This window comes from Streptomyces avermitilis MA-4680 = NBRC 14893 (assembly GCF_000009765.2).
Classification (GTDB): domain Bacteria; phylum Actinomycetota; class Actinomycetes; order Streptomycetales; family Streptomycetaceae; genus Streptomyces; species Streptomyces avermitilis.
The window spans coordinates 6,483,480-6,506,600 of the sequence record NC_003155.5 but is presented as its reverse complement, the minus strand read 5'-3'; the positions used below and the strand labels follow the sequence as shown (position 1 = coordinate 6,506,600).

The following is a 23,121-nucleotide window of genomic DNA, read 5'->3' as shown; positions in this document are numbered from 1 at the left end:
TTCGAGCAGGACCGGTTGACGTGGGGGGTGTGGTCCCGCCAGCAGAATCAGAAGCCCCGAGAGCTATGCCCGGCATCCTAAGGACGCGGCGCACCGCTCTCCCCGGACATGTCATCGGATAACCGATCCGACTCGGAATCGTTATCGCTTGCACAGGCTGTGAGCTGCGCTTATCGACGAATCAATGGGACCGTTCGGAACGCTTTCGCCGATAAGCCGCAGTTCGGTCGACTCCACCCGACGGCACCTGACATCACGTCACTCCAGCGGGCTCCGGCTGGGGTTGGTGCTCCACCGAGGGCTGACTTCCTGGCTCTGTCTCCCAGTTGGGCTCCGGCCGCGCGGCGGGGCTCACTCCCGCTTCCCCGTCCTTGGCCGAGGGACGGCGAAATGCCGACGTGCCGCGCGAGAGATCGTGGCCGACCGCCAGCGCGTCGATGTCCGCCGAGGTCCAGTTCTGCCCCTCGCGCGCCTCGGTGCGCACCTTCAGCCTGCCCTGCACGACGACCGGATCCCCCACGGACAAAGACGCCCCCACGTTGGTGGCCAGGGCTCGATTCGCCCACACCGTGAAGAAGTTGGTGTGCCCGTCCTTCCACTCGCTCTTCTCGCGGTCCCAGTACCGCGACGTCACCGCCAGCCGGAACCGCGCCGATGCGCCCGACGCCAGCTCCCGGTACACCGGCCGCGTGGCGACGTTCCCCACCACGCACACGATCGTCTCGTTCATCGCGAACCCCTCCCTCGTCCCGGCGCCCACGCCGGGCGGATACGCGTACGGGCCCGTCCCGTACGGCTGCGTCTGCCGCGACGACCGCGTCCGTGCGATCGCCGCGAGTTCAGACTGCCTCCGTCGGCCCGAGCCCGCTGAGCGCTGTGTGCTACCGCCCGGTTGTGGACAACTCCGTCACCCGAACGGGTCCCCCCTCACCCCACCCGAGCCTGCACCCCCGCTCCCGTCCCGGCTCCGGCTCCCGCGCCGACCCCAGCCGCGCCGGCCCCAGCCCCAGCCCCGGCCCCCATGACCTTCGCGTACTGCTCCCGCACCTCCCGATACCGCAGCAGCTCCGCCGCCACCGGATCCAGCACCCGCGCCCTGCCGCACCCCCCGGCCGCCTCCCTCAGCCGGCGCTCGGCCTCGAGTCCGTACCGCCGGGCCGGCCCCCGCGCCGCCAGCCTGCAACTCCACTCCACAACGGGTCCCCCGACGATGCCCGCGACCATCAACAGCACCGGCACCCCGAGATTCGGCGACATGAACCCGATCACCTGCCCCAGCAGCCACAGGCCGCCGAAGACCTGGAGGAGCGTCATCGACGCCTGAGCGAGCACGGCGACCGGCCACCAGCCCGGCCGCGGCGGCCGCCCCGCCGGCGACCCCGTACGCACCACAAGCTCGTCCAGCGCCTCCGGCAGCCCCTGCGACCCCCGTACGGCCGCCTCGCGCACCGCCTGTGCCCACGGCGCGGGCAGCCCTACCGCGGCCCGGTCCGCCACCGTACGTACGGCCTGCTCCACGCGCTGTCGGGCGGTCGCCTCCTCGTCCGCGGGCGCGCCCACCCTGAGGCGACCCGTGGTGGGTTCGCTCCGGTCCTGGTACCACCGCCACAGCCGCAGCCAGGGCGTGCCGCACGCTCGGTTGGCGTTGCGCAGCCACGCGCGCTCGGCGGCCTCGCCCGCAGCGGTCGCACCCACCGCGTCCGCGAGCCGGCCGGCGAAGTCGTCGCGCGCCTCCTCGCTGAGGCCGGTACGCCGACCGGTCGCATAGACGGGCCGCAGGCGCGCACCGGCCGCTTCCACATCGGCGGAGATGCGGCGCGCGGCGGCCCCGCGCTCGGCCAGGAACTGCCCGAGCGACTCGCGCAGTTCGCCGACGCCGTCCCCGGTGAGGGCGGACAGCGCGAGCACGGTCGCGCCCGGCTCGCCGTACTCCCCCAGAGCGATCCCGTCCTCGTCGAGCAGCCTCCTGAGGTCGTCGAGAACCTGGTGTGCGGCCTCGCCGGGCAGCCGGTCCACCTGGTTGAGGACGACGAAGGTGACCTCGGCGTGTCCCGCCATGGGCCGCAGATAGCGCTCATGGAGGACGGCGTCCGCGTACTTCTCCGGGTCGACGACCCAGATGACCGCGTCGACGAGCGCCAGGATCCGGTCGACCTGTTCGCGGTGCTGCACGGCCGCCGAATCGTGGTCGGGCAGGTCCACCAGGACGAGCCCGCGCAGTTGTGCCTCTCCTTCAGGGCTCTGGAGGGGGCGCCTGCGCAGCCGTCCGGGGATGCCGAGCCGGTCGATGAGCGGGGCCGCGCCGTCGCTCCAGCTGCACGCGATGGGCGCCGCGGTGGTCGGCCTGCGTACGCCGGTTTCCGAAATGGTCACTCCGGCGAGCACGTTGAAGAGCTGGGACTTGCCGCTGCCGGTCGCGCCCGCGATGGCGACGACGGTGTGCTCCCCGGACAGCCGGCGCCGCGCCACCGCCTCGTCCAGTACCCGGCCTGCCTCTGCGAGCGTCCGGCTGTCCAGCCGGGTCCGCGACAGCCCCACCAGCTCGCGCAGGGCGTCCAACCGCGACCTCAACGACCCGTCGTACGCGAGGGGCTCGGGCGGCTGGACGGCCTTGCTCCTGGTCTCCAGGAGGGCGGCCACCTCCTGTTGCCCGTCGGCCGTCTCGGACACGCGCCGGGCGATCAGCCCGTCGCCCCAGGGCTCGCCGGACTCCGTGGAATCCGCGGGTTCCGTGGACTCCGTACGGCCCGACGCGTCGGCGTCGGCGGCCGACGGGGGCGGGAAACCGCGCTTCACGCGTGTGTGAAGCGCATCGCGCTCCACACGTGCGTGCCCGCCGTCTGCGTCACCGGCGGCGTTGTCCCCGCCGGAGCCCTCCCCCGTCGGCTCATCCTTCCCGGGCCGGTCCTTCCCCGATCGGTCCTTCCCGGGCCGGTCCGTCACGGGTTCATCCCGCGTACCTTCGCCTCCCGTAGCTACGTCTCCCGTGCCTTCGCCCTCGCCCCTCGCGCCGTCACCCCCCATGCGCTCGGCCGCCGTGGGCTCGTCCTCGGGATGATCGGCGTGATCCGTGTGGTCAGTGACGGCAGTCACCGCGGTCACCTCTCCTTCTGCAGTACGGACAGCGCGGCGATGAGTTCGGCCTGTGGCTCGGCGTGCACGTCGAGCGCGTCGAGGGGGGCGAGACGGCGCTCGCGTTCGATGTGCAGTGTCGTGTCGACGTACTCGGAGAGCAGCCGTCCGCCCCGGTCGCGCAGTCTGAGGGCGCCGTGCGCGCCGATCCGCTCGGCGAGCCCCTCTCCGGCGGCCCGCGCCCGCCGGCCACCCAGCAGCGCCGTGGCGACGAGGGCGGCCACCACCTCGGCGTCCGGCGCGAGGCTCTTGTCGAGGTTGCGGACCTCTTCCTCGGCGTACTCCTCGAGGACGCGCCGCCAGCGTCGCGCGGCCATCCCGATCCGGTGTTCGGCGCTCTCCAGCGTGGGATCACGGTCCGTCAGCTCCGGGGCACCCGAGGCGGGCTCGCGCCGCCAGGCCTCGTCGACGCGCTCGTCCGCGGCCGTGACGGCGCACAGCAGGAGCGAGCCGAGGCTTTCGACGAGCGCGTCGAGCAGTTCGCCGGCGGTGCAGTCCAGCGGATAGGCGCGCCATCGCTTCAGCGCGTCACCCGCGAGCACGGCCCCGGCCTGCAAACGCCCCTTCACGCGCGCGTACTCGCTGTCGTACGCCCCGTCGACGGCCGCGGTGAGGCGCAGCGCGGCGGCGTACTGTGCGGCCGCCGCGCCGGCCAGCTCGGGCATGCGCGACTTGAGCGAGTCGAGGACTCCGTACGCCGTACGGGCCATGGCCTGCTGCCGGGCGGCGGGGTCCTGCACCTGCTGGATGAGCCAGGTCCGCAGGGTCGCCACCGCGGTGGCCGGAAGAAGCCCCCCGCCCCACGCGGACTCGGGCAGCTCGGGCACGGTGAACCGGGGGACGTCGCCGAGCCCGGCCTTGGCGAGCAGGGCCCCGTACTGCCGCGAGACCTCGGACACCACCTGATGGGGCACCCGGTCGAGAACGGTGACCAGGGTCGCCTTGTTCTCCTTGGCGGTACGCAGCAGATACCACGGCACCGCGTCGGCGTAGCGGGCGGCCGTGGTGACCATGATCCAGATGTCCGCGGCGCAGATCAGCTCGGCGGCGAGGACACGGTTGTCGGCGACGAGGGAGTCGACGTCGGGCGCGTCGAGGAGGGCGAGCCCGGGCGGCAGCGTCTCGGCGGTCTCGATACGCAGCGTCCGCTCCCCCCGTTCGACCAGGGCGTGCAGATCGTCCCCGGGTTCCTGATGGGGCACCCACACGCGCGTGAGGTCGGGCAGTACGCGCATCCCGCTGAACCAGTGATGGTCCTCCGGATGGCATACGAGCACCGGCGTACGGGTGGTCGGCCGCAGCACGCCCGCCTCGCTGACCCTGCGCCCGACGAGGGAGTTGACGAGGGTCGACTTGCCGGCCCCGGTGGATCCCCCGATGACGGCCAGCAACGGCGCTTCGGGGTCCCTCAACCGGGGCACCAAGTAGTCGTCGAGCTGCGCGAGAAGCTCGTCGCGGTTGGCACGCGCGCGTGGAGCCCCCGCCAGGGGCAGCGGAAAGCTTGCGGCGGCGACACGGTCGCGCAGGGCGGAGAGTGCGTCGAGCAGCTGAGGCCGTACGTCCAAGGTCACCACATGCGAAGAATGCCCAATTTTGGAGGCTTTCTGAAGCATATAGACATGTCTGCGCGCCGACAGGACACAGGGGACGGAAGGGACGACTGGGGCGCAGGCATAACGAGTGCACAACACCCGGTGCGCCAGACGCCAAAAGCGGTGCACGATTCGTACCTGCCTGCGATTATCAGGACCGCTTCACTGAACCTCCACATCGAGCCACGGAGGGGAAGCGCCAGGGACAAGGACCCGGGAGCCCTATCCTTGTCCCGGCAAGGTCGCGGATCCCGCCCACACCCGGGCACCAGGACAGAGGCCACCACACCCGGCCCCCGTAGCTCAGTGGATAGAGCAGGCGCCTTCTAAGCGCTTGGCCGCAGGTTCGAGTCCTGCCGGGGGCGCAAACCCAGCCTCACCAGCGGAAACGCCGATGGGGCTTCTTCGTGTCCGGTTCGCGCAGCGCTGAGACCAAGCGCGTCCTCGATGAACCGGCGTCCGAGCCGGCACCACAGCCGAGAAGCCCCCGACGGTACGCGACCGCCAGGGGCTTCCCCGTGCTCGTACGTGCTACGCGTACCGGTAGATCCCGCTGTGATCCTCCAGCTGGTCCGGTGTCACGTCCCACGGCGGCATCCTCTCGTGCCGCGCGACGATGCGGCCACGCTGGGCGTCGCCCCGGGCGGGCTGCTGCTCGGGGAGATAGCGGGCGCCCTGGTGCCTCTGCTGCCAGCGGGACCAGAGGAGGTCGACGAAGGCGTGGTGCATCCAGAAGACGGGGTCGTTGACGGAGGCGCCGCTCACCATGTGGCCGCCGACCCAACGGTGGACCCGGTTGTGGTTGCGCCACGAAGCGGCTCCCCGCCCCGGACCCCACCCCTCCAGCCTGTTGCGGAATCCTTTGGCGGACGTGGAGTTCCACGGGGCCGTGTCGTAGACGGGATCGTCGAGGGCGCCCTGCAGATCCCTGGCCGTCGGCAGCGCGATCGGGTCCCGGGAGCGGCCCAGGTCACGCATGAGGTACTCGGCGTCGGTGATCCCCTCCTTGATGGGCCACCCACCGTGACGGTAGGCGAAGGGGCCGGTGGTGACCTGGCGGTCGGATTGCCGCCCGGTGCCGCCGAGCAGGTCCTCGGTCCACGGTGCGGCCGTCCGGCTGCGGCTGCGCGTCCAGTCCCAGTACGGCATGGTCACCGACTCGTCCACCCGGCGCAGCACCCGCTCCAGGTCCAGCAGAAACATGCGGTGCCAGGGCAGGAAGGAGGGTGCCATGTGGGCGGCGCGCAGGCCGGTCTCGCCGTCGGCAACGTAGTACTTGATGTGCATGCGCACGAACTCGTCGTACTCGCCGCGGCGTTTGACCTCGAGCAGTGCGGCGACGAGCCGACGCCGCTCGGACCGGGTGAGCGTGCTGACGTCCTTACGCGTGTACACCACTGCCATGATCCCTCTCGGCTCCCTTGCGCCCGCCCGGCGTACCGCTGTCGTCCATGTGGCCGCCACCGCCGTGCGGCACGCCCAGCCGTGCGGTGGGGCCGAGTTCGTCGACGGCCGCGCGCGCGGCGGCGAGCACTGTCGGATACGACCGGTAGTGGTCGACCATGGTCATCCAGCTGCCGTCGGCCCGGCGCATCAAGTGCAGCGGCCGCCCGTCCACGGTGACGTGCCACGCGCCGGAGTAGGCGTCCCCGGACCGCTGGGCGTCGTACCTGTCGCCGACGATACGGCGCCCGCGATACGTCTCGTCGAACCGCGCCTCCTCCGGGCCGGCCGACCCCGACGCCGCCAAGACCGGCGCCAGCGTCACTCCGGCCCCCAGCGCGAACAGCACCCGCAGCACCCGCCGCCGTCCCGTGACCTCCGTGGGGCTGACGGCGGGCCGCGGACACATGGAGTCGGCCACAGGGCTCGCGGAGTCGGCCGCTGTGTTCACCGCCCCGGTCACCGCTCCCCCGGACGCGACCTCGGCGACCGCAGGCCCGGCCACGGCTCTCCCGGAGTCAGACCCGGTGAGCGCGGATGACCGAAGGAGGCCGGTCCCTCCGCCGGCGTGGCGCACCGGGCCTTGAGGGGCGGCAGGTCGGCGGCTCGAAAAGGGCACGTTTCGCTGGTGGTTGAGGTCACCGCGGAACTGTATCGACGCACCGGAACATACCCATGCGCTCGTTCACCCGAGCGGACCACCCGCGCCAACACGACCACACGAATGAGGGATTCTCCGACCACCCACAGCCGAACAGACCGAACACCGAACACCGAACACCGAACAGACTGAACCGACCGAGCAGACCGAACAGGCCGAGCAGTCCGGACAGCCCGCACCTCCGGCCTCCGCCCGCCCGGCAGGGCCGCCGACCCATAACTTCCCCTAAATGCAAGTGGAGTTACTGTTTCCCCTCGGCAAGGCCGTGACATCGAAGCGGCCCGCCGGACAAACCGACGGGCCGCCATGAAAAGCCGAGAGCAAGGGCCGATCCCGCATGCGGCGGAATCGACCCCAGTTCGTCCACAGGCTCTTGAGGCGCAAGTCCGGCAGAAAGCCGGAGTGAAAGCCCGGGACGGCCTCCGAGTAAAGGCCTGAGACCGAAGAGCGCCCGAACCGCTCAGCCCAGGGGAAGTCCGCCGATCAGCCGGGCGTTCCCCTGCTGGGTGAGGGAGTCCGCCGCCCCCTTGACCGTGCCGAGCGCGGAACCCTTGTTGTCCGCGTGCAGCGGCGACAGGTTGACGGGGCCCTTGGTGAGCTGGTTCACCGCTCCGGTGAGGCTGGCGGGCGGGACCTCCGTGGCGGCGTGGGCAGCGGCGGGCGCGACCGCACCGGCCAGAACCATGGAACCGGCAACGACGGCGGCAGCCTTCAGAGACTTCATCGTGTTCCTTTCTTCGGCAACTCGGAAGTCACCAGCGGGAATTGCTTCACCGCCCCTAACGAGCCCCGAACGTCGCGGAAACCCCGTACATAGAAAATTCCGGCACGCCGCACGAGGGTTCACCCGAATGAAGGCCGTATCTCATCCGCGTTTCTCATCTTCTTATGAACGCGAGAAAGCGATGCGCCGGACCGGTGCCGAGCAGGTCGGCGGTGACGGTGTTCACGAGCGCGGTCGGCGCCGTGGGCGTCGCGGGCGGTGGGTGACGCCGGTGGTGCCGACCGCAGTTCGGCAGGCCCCTCGGCTGTCACAACAGCCAGGCGGGACACCTGACACGAAATCATCCGCTTTCATTTTACTTGTCGCTCTTGCCCGGTAAATACGGAACAGCGGGATAGAGTGACGCGTTCCCGAATCAACCGAAAAGTTGACGTTTCTCGTGAAAGGCAACGCCGGTCATGCCTCACACCCGGGGTCTTCCACCACGACACGCACTGGGGTCCGCCTGTCCGACGGGCCGTCAGGGCGGGCCGGACGCCTTCCAGGTGGTCCCGCACGGTGGTGACCAGCCGGCCTTCCGGATCGCCGTGCGGCGCCACGTGGCAGCGGGCCGGAGCGCTCTTCGTCGCCGTCGAGGCGAAGCGATGACGCTCGCTCCCACCGCCCCCGGCTCCGCCCGTACGTGAGGGATCCGCGCATGTACCAGCCAGCAACCGCCCCTTCGCCGCGCGTCCTCCACGTCACCCAGCCGGTGGACGGCGGCGTCGCCCGCGTGGTCACCGAGCTGGTGCGTGCGCAGCGTGCGGCCGGTTTCGACGTCACGGTCGCGTGTCCCGGCCACGGCCTCGCCCAGGCAGTACGGGAACTCGGCGCAGGCGTACGGCACTGGTCCGCCACGCGGGCGCCGGGACCGTCGCTCCCCGGTGAGGTGCGCCGGCTCGCTCGCCTCGTCGAGGAGGTCCGGCCCGACGTGCTGCACGCCCACAGCGCCAAGGCCGGTCTCGCCGCCCGGCTGGCGGTACGGGGGCGGATCCCGACGGTGTTCCAGCCGCACGCCTGGTCGTTCGAGGCGGTCGGCGGGGTCACGGCGGCGGTCGCCACGGCGTGGGAGCGGTGGGGGGCGCGGTGGGCCGCCCGCGTGGTGTGCGTCAGCGAGGCGGAGCGCGCGCGAGGCGTACGCGCCGGGGTACGCGCCCACTGGCGGGTGATCCCCAACGGCATCGACCCGGGGCGCTTCCACCCCGCCGCCGTCACCACCGTACGAGCCGCCCTCGCACCGCTCGCCGGCCTCGATCCGGCCGCTCCGCTGGTGGTCTGCGTGGGACGGCTGTGCCGGCAGAAGGGGCAGGACGTGCTGCTCGAGGCGTGGTCCTCGGTGCGGCGGCGGGTGCCCGGGGCCCGGCTGGCGCTCGTCGGGGACGGGCCACAGGAGCGGCCACTGCGTCACCTCGCGCCCGAGGGCGTGCTGTTCGCCGGGGCCGTCGCCGATGCCGTCCCCTGGTACCAGGCCGCCGACCTGGTGGTGCTGCCGTCCCGCTGGGAGGGCATGGCGCTGGCCCCGCTGGAGGCGATGGCGTGCAGGCGTCCCGTGGTGGTCACGGACGTGGCCGGGGCGCGCGAGAGTCTGCCGCCCGGCCACCGGGAGCACTGTCTGGTGCCCGCCGGCCGGCCGGGCCCGCTGGCCGACGCGCTCACCAGGGCGCTGCTCGATCCGCTGCTGCGCGAATCGCTCGGCCACCAGGGGCGCCGCCACGTACTGACCGCGCACGACGTGCGGCACTCGGCCGAGGCGGTCGCGGCCCTCTACCGCGAACTCCTCGGCACCGGGCGCACTTCGGCCGACCCCGCGGAACACGCCGAGTGCGCCGACCCCGCGGAACACACCCAGTGCGCCGACCTCGCGGAACACACCGAGTGCAGGGAGTCCATCCGCTCGTGACCGCCGAACGTACCCTTCCTCCCCCAGGCGGCCAGCCACCGGTACACGGATTCCCGCCCGTCTCGGTCATCCCCCCGCGCGATGCCACGGCCGGCTTCCGGTTCCCCGCCGGGCAGCGGACCGCGGCGCGGCGCCCCCATGGGCTGCCCCTGCTCGCCGCGGACGCGGCCGCCGCGCTCACCGCCGCCCTGGCGCTCCCCCACCCCCTGCTGACCGTTCCCCCCCTGCTGCTCGCCGTCCTCTGTCTGAACGCGCGGGCGGCGCTGTACCGCCCCACCGCCGTGCCCGCCGTCCTGGACGAACTCCCCGCCGTCTGCGCCCGGATCGCGGTGGGCTGGTGCGCGCTCGCGGCTCTGGTCGCGGCGCTCTCCCCGGCCCACATCCTGTCCGCCGGCACGCTGCTGACCGGCTGCGTCCTCCAGGCGGCGGCGAGCTGCGCGGGCCGCGGCACGCTGCACTGGCGCCGCCGCCGGACGCTGGTCCGTCACCCCGCCGCGGCCCTCGTCGTCGGCCCGGCCGCCACCGCCCGGCGCGTGGCCGCCGCCTTTCTGCGCCGCCCCGGATGCGGCCTCAGGCCGGTGGGCATCCTCGCCGACGACGCGGCCGGCGGCGAGGGGCTGCCGGAGCTCAGCACGGGCGAGGAGGCGCAGCGGGCCGTCATCCAGAACGGCGTGCGGGCCGTGCTCATCGTGGGCCCGGTCGGCGAACACGGCCCACTGCTGCGGGCGTTGGCCGAGTCGGGCTGCGCGCTGTGGGAGGTCGACGCGGACGTACCGGCGTACGACCGGGCGGGGAGAGCCGCGTACGAAGGGGCCGGGCGCACGACCCGCGACCGGGCCCCGGGCGAGCGGATCGCCGGCTTCCGCTGCCGCCGCCTGGATGTCCGCCGACACCTCGGCAGTCCCGCCAAGCGCGCCTTCGACGTCCTGGTCTCCGGGGTCCTGCTCCTTCTCGTCGGCCCGGCGCTGCTGGCCTGCGCGGTCGTACTGCGGGTCAGCGACGGGCCGAAGGTCGTCTTCCGCCAGGAGCGTGTCGGCAAGGACGGCCGCCCCTTCACGCTGCTGAAGTTCCGTACCCATCGCCCGGCCGACGCGCACGAGGCCGCGACCCGCTGGAGCGTGGCGGACGAGCGGAACATGAGCCGCTTCTGCCGCTTCCTGCGCCGCACCTCGCTCGACGAGCTTCTCCAGCTGTGGAACGTCCTGCGGGGCGACATGAGCCTGGTCGGGCCGCGCCCCGAGCGCCCGTACTTCGTCGCCAAGTTCAGCCAGCTCCACCCCGGCTACGCCGCCCGCCACCGTATGCGGACCGGCGTCACCGGGCTCGCCCAGATCCATGGGCTGCGCGGCGACACGTCCATCGAGGACCGCGCCCGCTTCGACAACGCCTACATCGACGACTGGTCCCTGTGGCAGGACATCTGCGTCCTGCTGCGCACGGCCGCCGCGCTGGTCCGCGCGACGGGGAGCTGAACGCCGGTGAGCCACGCATGCGCCCCGCCCGCCGCGCGCGGGCTGACGCCCGTCCTGCCGGTGGTGGCGGTGGTCGCCCTGCTCGCGCTGCCCGTCGCGCCGGGGGGCGAGGGCGGGGCGACCCTCGCCGACGCCGCGTCCGGTGTCGTCGTGCTGTGCTGCGCGGTACGTCTGCTGCGGCATCGGCGGCGCCCCCTGTCGCGTACCGCCGCCGTGGTGCTGGGCCTGCCCGTGGTCGGGTTCGCGGTGGCGGCGACGGGGGCCGCGACGCCGGGCGCGGCGGTCGCCGGCTTCGGGCGCTATCTGCAGATCTTCGTACTCGTCCCGGCCGCCGTGCTGCTGCTCGTCCGCGACCGGCGCGACCTGCGGCTGCTGGTCTGGTCGATGGTGGGGCTCGCGGTGTGGCAGGGGGCCCTGGGGGTGCACCAGTACGCGACCGGGACCGGCGCCTCGTACACGGGCCGGGACATCCGCGCCGTCGGCACCTTCGGGCCGGGCGACATCATGGGGATGGCGACCGTCGTCTCCTTCGGGCTGGTGTGCGCGGTGGGGCTGGCGCTGGGACCCGCGTCGGCACGGCAGAGGGTGTGGGCCGGGGTGTGCGCGCTGCTGCTGGTGATGCCGCTGGCGGTGTCCTTCAGCCGGGGCGCGTGGATCGCGACGGCCCTCGCCTGCGGGGCGCAACTGGTACTGGCGGGCCTGCGCCGGGCGGTCAGGGCGGGCGCGGTGGTGGCCGCCGTCGCCGTGATCCTCGTCGGCGGGTTCGGTGTCGGCTCCACGCTGCTGGAGCAGCGGCTCAGCAGCATCGGGCAGGTCGCCGACGCACCCGACCAGTCGGTCACCGACCGGTACACGATGTGGGCGGCGGCCACCGACATGTGGCGCGAGCGGCCGCTGACGGGCATCGGCCTCAAGGGCTTCCCCGACCACCGCGACGGGCACGCCTCGCTGGCACTGTCGTCGGGCAGCGACACCGAGGGCGCGAACGCGGCGTACCGGAGGCAGCCGCTGCTGTCACCGCACAACATGTATCTGCTGGTGCTCAGCGAGCAGGGGCTCATCGGGCTGCTGACGCTGGCGGGGAGCTGGCTCGCGCTGCTGGTGCTGGGGCTGCGGAGGCTGGTCCGCGCCCGCGGGGCGAACGACCCCGGCCTCGACTGCGCGCTCATCGCCTGCGGCCTGCTGGTCTGGCAGCTGATCGACTTCGTGTACGCCGACATCGGCGGTCCCTCGACCGTTCTCAGCGCCGTCTGCTTCGGACTGACGGCGTGGTGGGCACTGGCGAGTCCCGGTCCGGCTGTCGCCGAGGCGGCGCCGGCGTACCCCGGTACGGCTGTCGCCGAGGAGGCCGCCGCACGATGACGGTCACCCCTCCGCAGGCGGGGGACGCCACGATTCCCCCGGCGCGCCTCGGCGCGGACCGCCCGGACCCCGGCAGCGCCAGGGCCGTCTCACAGGGCTTCCTCGCCAGGGCCGCGCTCGTCACCGTCGGCCTCTCCCTGGCCGGTGCCCTGCTGGGCCTCGGCCGGGACCAGGTGCTGGCGCGCCTCTTCGGGGCCGGGAGCGAGACGGACGCCTTCCTGGTCGCCTGGACCGTACCGGAGTTCGCGGCGACGCTGCTGATCGAGGACGGGCTGGCCTTCGCGCTCGTCCCCGCGTTCAGCGCGGCCGTGGCCCGCCGCCGTACCCACGGCGATACGGGCGACCCGGTGCGCGCCCTGGTCCGCAGCACCCTGCCCCGCCTGTCACTGGCGTTCGCCGTCGCGTCGGCGCTGTTCGTCTTCGGGGCGCCGTACCTGGTCGAGGCGCTGGCGCCGGGGCTCCACAACCCGGGGTTCGCGGTGGACTGCACCCGGCTGACCGGCACCTGTGTCCTGACCTTCGGGCTCGCCGGATATTGCAGCGCGGCCCTGCGCGGGCACCGCCGGTTCGTCGCGCCCGCGGCCATCTACGTCGCGTACAACACCGCCATCATCACGGCGATGTTCGCCCTCGGCGCGCGCTGGGGCGTACGGGCGGCCGCGGTCGGTGTCGCGGTGGGCGGGGCCCTCATGGTCGTCACCCAACTGCCCTCTCTGCTGAGGCAGTTGCACCGCAGGCAGACGGCGCCCGCGACAGACAGGGCGGATCCGACGGACAAGACGGACGCCGCGGACACGGCAGTCACGGCAGACCCGGCAGACCCGGCGGACACGACAGTCACGGCAGACCCGGCGGACACGGCAGACGCGGCAGCCCCGGCGAAGGACCGGCGCACCATGAACCTCACCCTCATCGTCACCGTCCTGCTCTTCGCCCTGTGCCGCCAGTCCCAGGTCCTCGTCGAGCGGTTCCTGGCCTCCACGCTCCCCGCCGGCGCCATCTCGCATCTGAACTACGCCCAGAAGGTCGCCCAGATGCCGATGGTGCTCTCCCTGATGCTGTGCACGGTCACTTTTCCGGTCGTGGCGCAGGCGCTGGCCGAGGGCGACACCGAGCGGGCACGCGACCGCGTCGAGTGCGACCTCCGGGTGGTGTCGTGCGTCGTACTGCTCGGCACGGCGGCCATCGTCGCGTGTGCCCCGCAGCTCGTCCACCTCCTCTTCCAGCGGGGCGCGTTCACCGCGCGGGACACCGCGGCCACCGCCGCCGTGATGCGGGTGTACGCGCTCGGGCTGCTCGGCCAGGCACTGGTGGGCGCGCTCGTCCGCTCGTACTTCTCGGCGGGGCGGCCCACCTGGTACCCCATGGCCGCCATGACCGCCGGCATCGTCGCCACGTCGTGGCTCGGCGCGTGGGCGGTCGGCTCGTTCGGCGTGCTGGGGATCGCCGCGGCCAACGCGGCCGGCATCACCCTCACCGCACTGATCCTGCTGTACGGCATGGGGGCGCGCAGCGTGCCGATCCGTACCCGGCGGGTGCTGGCCGAGATGAGCAAGCCGCTGCGCGCGGCGGTGGTCGCCTGTGTCGTGGGCGGGTTCTGCGCGAGCCGTATCGACTCCCCCGCCCTCGGGCTCGCGGCCGGCGGCACGGCCGTGACCGTCGTCTTCCTCCTGCTCGCCCGGGTCCTGGGCGTGCAGGACCTCGCACCCGCACTCCGTACCGTCACCCGAAGGCTGCCGTATGCCCGTATCCGCTGACCCCGCACCGTCCGCCGGCCCGGCGCCCGACCCGACCCGGCGCAGACCCGGCCCACCCCCGTGGGTGGCGATGTACCACTCCGTGGGTGACTGCTCCTACGACCCGTACCGCGTCACCGTCTCGCCCCGCCGCCTGGACCGGCAGCTGGGCTGGCTGCGTCGCCGGGGTCTGCGCGGTGTCGGCGTGCGCGAGCTGCTCGCCGCGCGCGCCCGCGGCGCGGGGCAGGACCTGGTGGGGCTCACCTTCGACGACGGGTACGCCGACTTCGTCGCGCACGCCCTGCCGCTGCTGCGCCGCCACGGCTGCGGTGCCACCCTGTTCGTGCTGCCGGGCAGGCTGGACGGGGACAACGCCTGGGACCCGCTCGGCCCGCGCAAGCCGCTGCTGTCGGCGGCGGGCATCCGGCAAGCCGCCGCCGAGGGCGTCGAGATCGGCTCGCACGGCCTCACGCACGTGGACCTGATCCGGGCCGACGACGCGTTGCTCCGCGCCGAGGTGAGCGACAGCAGAGCACTGCTCTCCGAAATGACCGGTGCTCTCGTCGACGGCTTCTGCTACCCGTACGGGAGGGTCGACCGCCGCGCCGTGGACGCCGTACGGGAAGCGGGCTACACGTACGCCTGCGCCACCGGTCCCGGCGACCTGACCGGCCCTCTCGCCCTGCCCCGCGTCCACGTCGGGGAGCACGACACGGCCTGGCGGCTGCATCTCAAGCACCGGCTGCACCAACTGCGCCGGCTGCACCACCGCCCCGCCGAGAGGGTGTGAGCCTCCCGCGATGCCCGAGTTCAAGGCACTGCACATCATCACCGGCCTCGGCGTCGGCGGCGCGGAACAGCAACTCCGGCTGCTGCTGCGCCACCTGCCCGTCGACTGCGACGTCGTGACGCTCACCAACCCCGGCACGGTCGCCGACGGCCTGACGGCGGACGGCGTCCGTGTCGTCCACCTCGGCATGACCGGCAACCGCGACCTGTCCGCGCTGCCACGCCTCGTGCGCCTGATCCGGTCCGGCGGCTACGACCTCGTCCACACCCACCTCTACCGGGCCTGCGTGTACGGCAGGACGGCCGCGCGCCTGGCCGGCGTCCGGGCCGTGGTGGCCACCGAACACTCCCTCGGCGAAACGCAGCTGGAGGGCCGCGCCCTGAGCGCCGGCGTGCGCGCGCTGTACCTGGCCAGCGAGCGGCTGGGCCGCACCACGGTCGCGGTCTCGGGCCCGGTGGCCGACCGGCTCAGGCGCTGGGGCGTACCCGAGCCGCGCATCGAGGTGGTGCCGAACGGCATCGACGTGGCCCGCTTCCGCTTCGACCCGGTCACCCGCGAACGCACCCGCCGCCGGCTCGGGCTGCCGGAGGGCGCGTATGTCGTCGGCGGCATCGGCCGGCTGACCGCGGGCAAGCGGTTCGACGTCCTGATCGGCGCGCTCGCCCACCTCCCCGGTGACTGCTGGCTGCTGCTGGTCGGCGGTGGCCCGGAGGAGAACGTGCTGCGCCGCGCCGCCCAGCGGGCGGGGGTGACCGACCGGGTGCTGTTCACGGGCGAGCGGCCGTACGAGCCCGACGGCACCCCCGTTTCTGATCTGCCGGCGCTGACCTCGGCGATGGACGTGCTCGCCTCGCCGAGCCCGGAGGAGGCCTTCGGCCTCGCTCTCGTGGAGGGCCTGGCGGCGGGGCTGCCGGTGCTGTACGCCTCCTGTCCGGCCATCGAGGACCTGCCGCCGCGTTCCGCCGAGGCCCGCCGGGTGCGGGGTGGTGCCGACGCGTTCGCCCACGCACTGGCGCAGACGCGCGCCCTGGCCGAGGCCCGGAGTTCGTGCCCGCCGAGCCGCACGGTCTCCGTCGCTGCCCGCCACTACTGCATCACCCGCAGCGCCGCACAGCTCATGGACGTGTACGCGGCCGCCGTCTCCTGTTCGTCCCCGTCCCCGTCACCCCTGGGAGTGACCGTCTGATGAACCTCATGACCTCCATGGCCGATTCCGCGACACCCCCGGCCCGGCGGCATCCGGCGCACCGGCGCCTGCGAGCGCTGCCGCCGTGGTCCCTGCTCGCGGCCGGCACTCTCGCCGGAGCCCTCGCCGGGGGCGCGTACGGCGTCCTCACGCCGCCCGCCTACTCGGCCACCGCCTACGTGATCGCCGTACCGACCGCCACATCGGATCCGCAGGCGGCGCTCGGCCTCGCCCAGGCGTACGGCCGGGTCGCCACGCAGCTCGCGGTACTCGGCGACGCCCAGGTGTGGGCGGGCGTGCCGGTGAAGACGCTGAGGGAGAATGTGCAGTCGGCGACCTCGCCGGACGCGCCGATGGTCGCCGTGACGGCCACCTCCGCACGCGCCGATCTCGCCACCGACATGGCCAACGCGGTCTCCCGCTCGCTGATCCGGCACGCCAACGACACCAAGAACGCCACGCACGTCGAACTCCTCCAGTTCTCCCGGGCCGTCAAGCCCGCCAAGCCGTCCTCGGCGTCCCCGGCGCTGACCGGTCTGGTGGGCGCGAGCGCGGGCGGCCTGCTGGGCGGCCTCGCGCTGCTGGTCCGCCCGCGGCGCGCCGCCGACGACGACGCGCGTCCGGCCGCCGTGCCCGGCCCGGCCACCGCCGCCGACGCACACGGCCAGCTGTGAGCGGGGCGCCGCGGGCCGAGGGCGGCACTCTGCGGGCCGAACTGTGCACCGACGAGCGGGAGTTCGCCGCGCTGGGCCCGGCCTGGGGGCGCCTGTACCGCAGGTGCGGTGCGGCGACCCCGTTCCAGAGCCATGCCTGGCTGCACTCCTGGTGGACGTCGTACGGCAGGCCCGGCCGGCTGCGGCTGGTACTGGTGCGCGACGGCGGCGAACTGCGGGCGGTCGCGCCGCTGATGCGGGTTGGGCGTCCGCTGCCCCGGCTCGTCCCGCTGGGCGGGACGATCTCCGACTACGGCGATGTGCTGCTCGACGACGAGCACGCCGACCAGGCGGCGGCCGCGCTCGCCGAGGCACTGTCGAGGGCCGCCCGCACCACACTGATCGACTTCCGGGAGGTCCGGCCGGGCGGCGCGGTCGAGCGCGTCTACGAGTGCTGGCGCGGACCGCGCCGCCGGGCGGGCGACTCGCTCTGCCTCGAACTGCCCGCCCTACCGATGGCGGAGCTCGCGGCCCGGCTGCCCGCGGCGAAGGCCCAGCGGGCGCGGGCCAAGCTGCGCAAACTGACCGCGCTGGGCGTGGAGCGCCGGACCACGGACCCGGACCGGGTGGACGCGGCGCTGCGGCTCCTCCTCGCGCTGCACCGGTTGCAGTGGCAGGGCCGCAGGGTGACGCCGGAGCACCTCCACGAGCGGTTCGCCGCGCATCTGGTGCGCGCGGTCGGCCCGATGGTGCGCTCCGGCGACGCCGTGGTCACCGAGTTCCTGCTGGAAGGCGAGGTGATGGCGGTCGACCTGACGCTGCTGTCGCCGCGTCTTGCGGGCGGCTATCTGTACGGCGCCCATCCGCGGCTGCGCGAGCGGAAGGCGGATGTCGCCGCGATGCTGCTGGACGCCTGCGCGCGGCACACCGCCACCGGTGGGCACGACACGCTCAGCCTGCTGCGCGGCGACGAGCCGTACAAGTACAACTGGCGCCCCGAGCCCGTGGTCAACCAGCGGTTGCTGCTGGCCCGGCGGCGCACCGCCCCGCTGCTGTCGGCGATCGTCTGCGGTGTCGCCGCGCGCAGCCGGGGCAAGGAACTCGTGCGCGGGTGGTGGGAGCGGGGTGGCGGCGGGACCTGAGCCGCCCGCCGCCACCGGCGGCTCGCCGGGTCATGGGGTCACCGGATGCGCGACCACCAGTCGAAGCGGACGCAGAGCTTTCCGCCGAGCAGGTACTCGGCCCAGGTGCCCAGGTCCAGCGGCGAGCATGCCTGGAGAGGCAGGGGCAACGGGGTGGGCTGGGACGTCGACCCCGGGGTGGGCGCCGGCGTCGGCACCGGGGACGTCGGCTCGGGCTCGGTGCGGCCGGAGAGCGCGGACCGGTACTCCTCGGCCGCCTTCGGGTTCTGTCTGCACCGCCACACGCCGTGCGGGCAGTAGTCGGTGAGCGTGTTGTACAGCGGCTTGTGCTCGTCCATCCAGGTCAGCATGCGCCGCATGTACGCCGCGTTGTCGCCATTGCGGAACAGTCCCCATTCCGGGTACGAAATGGGCTTGCCGTGTTCCTTCGCGAAGTCGACGTGTTTCTGTAGCCCGTACGGCTCCGACACCTGCTCGTCGAATGACATTCCCTGCGGCTGGTCGTACGTGTCCATGCCGATGATGTCGACCGTGTCGTCGCCCGGATAACAATCCGTCCAGGGAACGGCGTCGTGCCCGCGGCTCGGCGCGAAGTCGAACCGGAATTTCTGGCCCGGCACCGCGCGCATGGTGGTGACGATTCTGTTCCAGTACGTCTTCCAGGCCTCCGGGTCCGGCCCGCACCGATGGGTGTACGTCGTGCCGTTCATTTCCCAGCCGAGCACGAGGACGGTGTCCGGCACCTTCAAGTCGACCAGCCGCTGGGCCAGTTGGCGGTAGTGCTCGTCGAACTCCCCGGCCGCTCCCTGGCGCAGCAAGGTGCGTACCTCGGTGTAGGAGTGGCTCTCCTCGTTGCGCTCCAGCATGGGCACGTTGAGGACGAGGATCCGGTCGTCCCTCTCCCGACGCCAGTTCGCCCAGGTGTCGAGGAAGCGGGGGGCGCCTTCGATGTTGCTCCAGCGGTCGCCCGGCAGGTAGGTGTGCCCCACGCGCAGCTCGGCGCCGTCCAGCCACCGGCTGAGTTTGGCCATCCGGGTCACGCCTCGGGGGCCGTAGTCGAGGTAGGCGCCGAATGCGGGGGGCGGGGCGGGCGGTTCGGCGGTGGCCGGTGCTGTTGCCGGTGCTGTTGCCAGTGCCGGTGCCGGTAGTGATGCCGACGCTGATGCCGTTGGCACCGCCGTCGCCGCCGCCGTCGCCGCTGTCGTCGGCACCGGCACCGGTACCGGTGACTTGGCGGCCGCTTCCTCCCGGGCGCCCACGGCGTATCCCAGTCCCGGCATCAGGGCGGCCGACGCGGCAATGCCGGCCGCGATGTACACGGGCCATCTTCCGCGGCGCCGTTGCTGTGCGGCCATGACTGATCCTTTATCCACTCATCGGCAGCAGCCTTTACGCGTGTGCGCCGCCTGTTTTTCGTATCCCTCCGACAATCAGTCATATGTATGCCCATCCTGTGAACAGATTCTCTGTCTTTGCATCCCCTGACCACCCGCACGAGTGAGCACTGGGCCGAACGGTCGCTGCTTTTCCCGACCGAATAAGCGGCCGCGAACGCACTCGGGTGCCGGACGCGATTCGTCCGGCACCCGAGGTGAAGCACTGACTACTGACTAACGACGGGACGCGGCTCGGCCTCGTCGGTACAGGATGGCGCCGCCCGTCAGCAGCAGCGCGGCGACACCCGAAGCCGCGAGCATCTGCTCCCCGCTGCCGGTGTCGGGAAGGGAAGGCCGCTCCGCCACGGGCGTGGTGGCCGGTGGCGTCCACGTGTGCGGCTTCGTCGGCGGAGTGGTGGGCGGCGTCGTGGGCTTCGCGGGCTTCGTGGGCTTCGTGGGCGGCTTGTCGCTGTCGTCGTCGTCGCCATAGCCGGCGTCGTCGCCATAGCCGCCGTCGTCGCCGTAACCGGCGTCGCCGCCATTGCCACTGTCGTCGCCGTAGCCGACGTCGCCGCCGCCATTGCCACTGTCGTCGCCGTGAACGCCGTCATCGCCGTAACCACTGTCGTGGCCGGCATCGCCCTGCTCACGGTCGTCGTCCTTGCGGCCGGACTCGTGGGACGAAGCCGACGGCGCCTGCGTCTTCGGAACCCCGCCATTGCCGTTGTCATGGCCGTGAACGGCGTCATGGCCGTGAACGGCGTCATCCCCGTAACCACTGTCCTGGCGGGCAACGCCATGGTCACGGTCGTCGTCACTACGGCCGGAGACATGGGCCGCAGCCGACGGCGTCTTCACCTTCGGAGCCCCACCGGTGCTGCTGGCGTCGCCGTGAACGGCGCCGACGCCGCCGTGCTTACGGCCGGAGTCGCGAGGCGCGGCCGACGCTCCGCCCGACTTCGGCGCCGACGACCCGCCCGACTTCGCAACCCCACCGGTACCGCTGGCGTCGCTGCGAACGGCGTCATCCCCGTAACCACTGTCCTGGCGGGCAACGCCATGGTCACGGACGTCGTCACCACGGCCGGAGACATGGGCCGCGGTCGACGGCGCCTTCGCCTTCGGAGCCCCGCCAGTGCTGCTGGCGTCGCTGCGAACGGCGTCATCGCCGTAGTCGGCGTCATCGCTGTAACCACTGTCGTGGCTGTGGTCGCCGTGCTCGCTGTGGCCACTGCCGTAGGTGTCGTGGGACGCCGTCGACGACGCCTCCGCCGTCGGAACACTGCTGGCGGCGTCGCCGTAATCGGCGTCATCGCTGTAACCACTGTCGTGGCTGTAGTCGCCGTGCTCGCTGTGGCCACTGCCGTAGGTGTCGTGGGACGCCGTCGACGACGCCTCCGCCGTCGGAACACTGCTGGCGGCGTCGCCGTAATCGGCGTCATCGCTGTAACCACTGTCGTGGCTGTAGTCGCCGTGCTCGCTGTGGCCACTGCCGTAGGTGTCGTGGGACGCCGTCGACGACGCCTCCGCCGTCGGAACACTGCTGGCGGCGTCGCCGTAATCGGCGTCATCGCCGTAATCACTGTCGTGGCCGTAGCCGCCGTGCTCGCGGTCGTCGTCACTACGGTCGGAGCCGTGGGAAGCTCCGGGAACGTCCGGAGCCTGGACGGCGTCACCCGACAGGGCGCCGTGCGATCCCCCGGTGGTCCCCTCGGAGTGCGGGTCCGCGAACGCCGGGATGGCGTACAGGGACAGGATGCTCGTCGCGGCGGCGGCCACGACCATTCCCTTGCTCAGGTTCTTGCGCAATCTCGTCGTCTTCCTGCTCGAATAAGTGGGAAAAGCCGGCCCCGGACCGAAGGAACAGGCCGTTGCACACCGCGATCTGATGGGAGCAGCGACTGCGCGAGTCCTGCTCGCGAGCTGCACCCCGCATCGCGGCTCGACTGGTCGCACCGCATCATCGACGCCAGTCGCGTACGAGCCCTGAGATCGTGTCCTGCATGGTGAGGCATGGGTTCGGATCCGCGCACACAGGAAGCGAGAGGGCTGACTCTCTCGTCAGCTCTTTCCCCTCTTCCTACGGCTGTGACCCGAGACAGCTTCCCGCCTCCCGTGGTTTCGCCTCCGCTTGATCTTCTGGCTAGTCCAGTGATGGGATCCGGTGAAGTGCCAGTACCGACAATCCGAACATCGGTAGATACGGTCCGGGATTCTCTCTAACAGCGGCTGTTTGATCAGCCAGATCCTCGCCTCGGATTCAGTACGGAAAGATGCTTTCCCTGTCTCCGGACAACGCGGCAAGATGATCGTATCACTCATATTCCCTCCGAGGCGCGATTCGACTCACATTCCTCTTCACTAGAAGGAGGGAATCAATACTGCAACAGCAGGAAAGCCCGCATCAACCAAGTGCCATTCTTGCGGATGAATGGCCATCGAAATTCATCCGCATGGCCCTGTATGGCAACTGAAAGTAAATTGAGCTGATCGGATGATATTGCACCGGGCAAGCGGGTACGGGCTGCTCCGTTCGGCGCGACGGGGAGTCATTGTGACTCGCGTGGCGGGCTGGAGTCGATCAGCGGCGCAGCGATGGCCTACGTACAAGCGGTCATCGGAGGGGGCTGGAGCAGCAGAAAAAACGTTACTTCAAAGGACCCGAAAAAGGGTCAGCGGCCAATAGAAGGATGGCCGCTGTCAGTATTGGATTAACCCTGCGCATACATGAAAGGATCCGGCTCTATTCGGCGCCCCGCCGGCCGGTCCGGACAAGGTGCGCTCTGCCGCAGACTTCGCGGAGACCGTGATTCCCTGAGACGCCGGGTCGCGCGACACACCTGCCGGGCACAGGGGACTGGCCCGCGTTCACATCAACAGGACGCGTCCCCTGAACCGACTGCCGGGCGATCACCCGTTCACTGGCGTGGACCGATTTGCGAGCAGAAATTGCCGATATTCGTGATGTTGTCGCCCAACACGGTGATCGGCGCATTGATCGTGATCAGGGAGGCGTTGAATGCCTGTTCACACTGCAGAAGCTGCGTGTTGTCGACGGCGGCGTGCGGGTCGCCACCGCGGTCGTCGGCCTGGACTGTCCCGGCACCCGTCAGACCGATGCCGCTGACAGCGGCGGTCACCAGCATGACTTTCTTGAACCTGTGCATATACATCTCCATGTGTTGACTCAGGGCAACTACGAAACGCAAAAGGGGACGTCGAGCTGTTGTCGCCTCGACATCCCGTGTGCCATGAAAGCTTCCCCCTCCGCCCTGCTGCCCCGAGTCGGCAGTCGATCGGGGCGCCCGACGCGCCGAGGGCCGAGGAGCGGTCTCGCACCGGAGGTGCGAGACCCGGCTCTTCACAGCGCCCCGGAATCAGTCCTCGACGGGACCGACCACCGTGCAGAAGTTGCCGATGTTCTGGCTGTTGCCATCGGTGGACGCGAGCTGAACGGGCGCGAACGCCAGGCCACCCTCGAACTCCTGGTGGCAGTTCACGGTCTGCAGGTTGTCAATGCTGACGCCGGCCGGGTCGTCGTACAGGGGGCCATCACACGCGTGGGCGACCCCGCCACCGAGAGCCATGCCACCGACCATGACCGCTACGGCCGCGACCTTCTTGAACTTGCTCATCACTTCTCCGATTTCTTCGCGCACCCGGGCCCCTTACGGACCGTGCCCGGACGATTACAGAAGATAACACGCAGCACACTTAACGCCGAATTTCCCGATACTCCATATTGAGTAGTAATTCATACTCATATCCGTCTTTCCCATCGGCTCGCCGAACTGCGCCGCAATAGCGGGCGACCGTTCGGGGGAGAGTCGGGCCCGTGAGAACCAAGGGATGGAGGACCGGCCGAGGAGCGGGTCCCGCACGGAGGTGCGAGACCCGGCTCTTCACGGCGCCC

General features: G+C 71.7%; 18 protein-coding genes and 1 tRNA gene. 9 read left to right on the top strand and 10 right to left on the bottom strand.

Annotated features, from left to right (window positions below):
• Nucleotides 1-253 precede the first annotated feature (253 nt).
• From SAVERM_RS27700 to SAVERM_RS27690, 3 genes are all read right to left on the bottom strand, one after another.
• Nucleotides 254-730, bottom strand: coding sequence for a single-stranded DNA-binding protein (locus tag SAVERM_RS27700; protein ID WP_010986768.1), 477 nt, complete (start codon nt 728-730; stop codon nt 254-256).
• 197 nt (nt 731-927) lie between these two features.
• Nucleotides 928-3,024, bottom strand: a complete 2,097-nt coding sequence (locus SAVERM_RS27695) for a GTPase (protein ID WP_161271982.1) — start codon at nt 3,022-3,024, stop codon at nt 928-930.
• Nucleotides 3,025-3,098: 74 nt separating this feature from the next.
• On the bottom strand, nt 3,099-4,706 hold the full coding sequence (locus SAVERM_RS27690; RefSeq protein WP_037651453.1) for a dynamin family protein: 1,608 nt from the start codon (nt 4,704-4,706) through the stop codon (nt 3,099-3,101).
• Between the two features lie 310 nt (nt 4,707-5,016).
• On the opposite strand from SAVERM_RS27690, the gene SAVERM_RS27685 reads away from it, so the two are divergent.
• Nucleotides 5,017-5,089, top strand: a tRNA-Arg gene (locus SAVERM_RS27685).
• Nucleotides 5,090-5,255: 166 nt separating this feature from the next.
• On the opposite strand, the gene SAVERM_RS27680 is transcribed toward SAVERM_RS27685, so the two are convergent.
• From SAVERM_RS27680 to SAVERM_RS27670, 3 genes are all read right to left on the bottom strand, one after another.
• Nucleotides 5,256-6,122 carry a tyrosinase family protein gene (locus SAVERM_RS27680; RefSeq protein WP_037651451.1) on the bottom strand — a complete coding sequence of 289 codons (867 nt, stop codon included), beginning with the start codon at nt 6,120-6,122 and terminating at the stop codon, nt 5,256-5,258.
• Nucleotides 6,106-6,672, bottom strand: coding sequence for a tyrosinase family oxidase copper chaperone (locus SAVERM_RS27675; protein ID WP_370628370.1), 567 nt, complete (start codon nt 6,670-6,672; stop codon nt 6,106-6,108). Before SAVERM_RS27675 ends, SAVERM_RS27680 begins: the two co-directional genes overlap by 17 nt.
• 616 nt (nt 6,673-7,288) lie before the next feature.
• Nucleotides 7,289-7,552 carry a hypothetical protein gene (locus SAVERM_RS27670; RefSeq protein WP_010986763.1) on the bottom strand — a complete coding sequence of 88 codons (264 nt, stop codon included), beginning with the start codon at nt 7,550-7,552 and terminating at the stop codon, nt 7,289-7,291.
• Between the two features lie 697 nt (nt 7,553-8,249).
• Between SAVERM_RS27670 and SAVERM_RS27665 the strand changes: the two genes are divergently transcribed.
• Genes SAVERM_RS27665 through SAVERM_RS27630 form a run of 8 tightly spaced genes read left to right on the top strand, consistent with a single transcriptional unit; the run spans nt 8,250 to nt 17,832 of the window.
• Nucleotides 8,250-9,491: a glycosyltransferase gene (locus SAVERM_RS27665; protein ID WP_010986762.1), complete on the top strand. Its 1,242-nt coding sequence runs from the start codon at nt 8,250-8,252 to the stop codon at nt 9,489-9,491.
• Nucleotides 9,488-10,963: an exopolysaccharide biosynthesis polyprenyl glycosylphosphotransferase gene (locus SAVERM_RS27660; protein WP_010986761.1), complete on the top strand. Its 1,476-nt coding sequence runs from the start codon at nt 9,488-9,490 to the stop codon at nt 10,961-10,963. The genes SAVERM_RS27665 and SAVERM_RS27660 overlap by 4 nt, the downstream gene beginning before the upstream one ends.
• 6 nt (nt 10,964-10,969) lie before the next feature.
• The gene (locus tag SAVERM_RS27655; RefSeq protein ID WP_010986760.1) at nt 10,970-12,325 is read left to right on the top strand and encodes an O-antigen ligase family protein; all 1,356 of its coding nucleotides are present in this window, start codon (nt 10,970-10,972) and stop codon (nt 12,323-12,325) included.
• Nucleotides 12,322-14,082 carry a murein biosynthesis integral membrane protein MurJ gene (gene murJ / locus SAVERM_RS27650; protein WP_010986759.1) on the top strand — a complete coding sequence of 587 codons (1,761 nt, stop codon included), beginning with the start codon at nt 12,322-12,324 and terminating at the stop codon, nt 14,080-14,082. The genes SAVERM_RS27655 and murJ overlap by 4 nt, the downstream gene beginning before the upstream one ends.
• Entirely contained in the window at nt 14,066-14,851 is a 786-nt protein-coding gene (locus tag SAVERM_RS27645) for a polysaccharide deacetylase family protein (RefSeq protein ID WP_042493648.1), read from the top strand. The genes murJ and SAVERM_RS27645 overlap by 17 nt, the downstream gene beginning before the upstream one ends.
• A 10-nt stretch (nt 14,852-14,861) precedes the next feature.
• Nucleotides 14,862-16,037 (top strand): glycosyltransferase, encoded by a 1,176-nt coding sequence (locus SAVERM_RS27640; protein ID WP_010986757.1) that lies wholly within the window; start codon nt 14,862-14,864, stop codon nt 16,035-16,037.
• 17 nt (nt 16,038-16,054) lie between these two features.
• The gene (locus SAVERM_RS27635; RefSeq protein WP_037651492.1) at nt 16,055-16,711 is read left to right on the top strand and encodes a YveK family protein; all 657 of its coding nucleotides are present in this window, start codon (nt 16,055-16,057) and stop codon (nt 16,709-16,711) included.
• Nucleotides 16,708-17,832: a GNAT family N-acetyltransferase gene (locus SAVERM_RS27630; protein ID WP_010986755.1), complete on the top strand. Its 1,125-nt coding sequence runs from the start codon at nt 16,708-16,710 to the stop codon at nt 17,830-17,832. The genes SAVERM_RS27635 and SAVERM_RS27630 overlap by 4 nt, the downstream gene beginning before the upstream one ends.
• A 38-nt stretch (nt 17,833-17,870) precedes the next feature.
• Here SAVERM_RS27630 and SAVERM_RS27625 read toward each other — a convergent pair whose 3' ends face one another.
• From SAVERM_RS27625 to SAVERM_RS27610, 4 genes are all read right to left on the bottom strand, one after another.
• A complete protein-coding gene (locus SAVERM_RS27625) occupies nt 17,871-19,187 on the bottom strand; it encodes a glycoside hydrolase family 26 protein (protein WP_037651449.1) in 1,317 nt (438 codons plus the stop codon).
• 255 nt (nt 19,188-19,442) lie between these two features.
• Nucleotides 19,443-20,987, bottom strand: coding sequence for an LPXTG cell wall anchor domain-containing protein (locus SAVERM_RS44955; RefSeq protein WP_137951715.1), 1,545 nt, complete (start codon nt 20,985-20,987; stop codon nt 19,443-19,445).
• A 1,139-nt stretch (nt 20,988-22,126) separates the two neighbouring features.
• Entirely contained in the window at nt 22,127-22,375 is a 249-nt protein-coding gene (locus SAVERM_RS27615; protein ID WP_037649816.1) for a hypothetical protein, read from the bottom strand.
• A 210-nt stretch (nt 22,376-22,585) separates the two neighbouring features.
• On the bottom strand, nt 22,586-22,843 hold the full coding sequence (locus SAVERM_RS27610) for a hypothetical protein (protein ID WP_042493636.1): 258 nt from the start codon (nt 22,841-22,843) through the stop codon (nt 22,586-22,588).
• Nucleotides 22,844-23,121 lie beyond the last annotated feature (278 nt).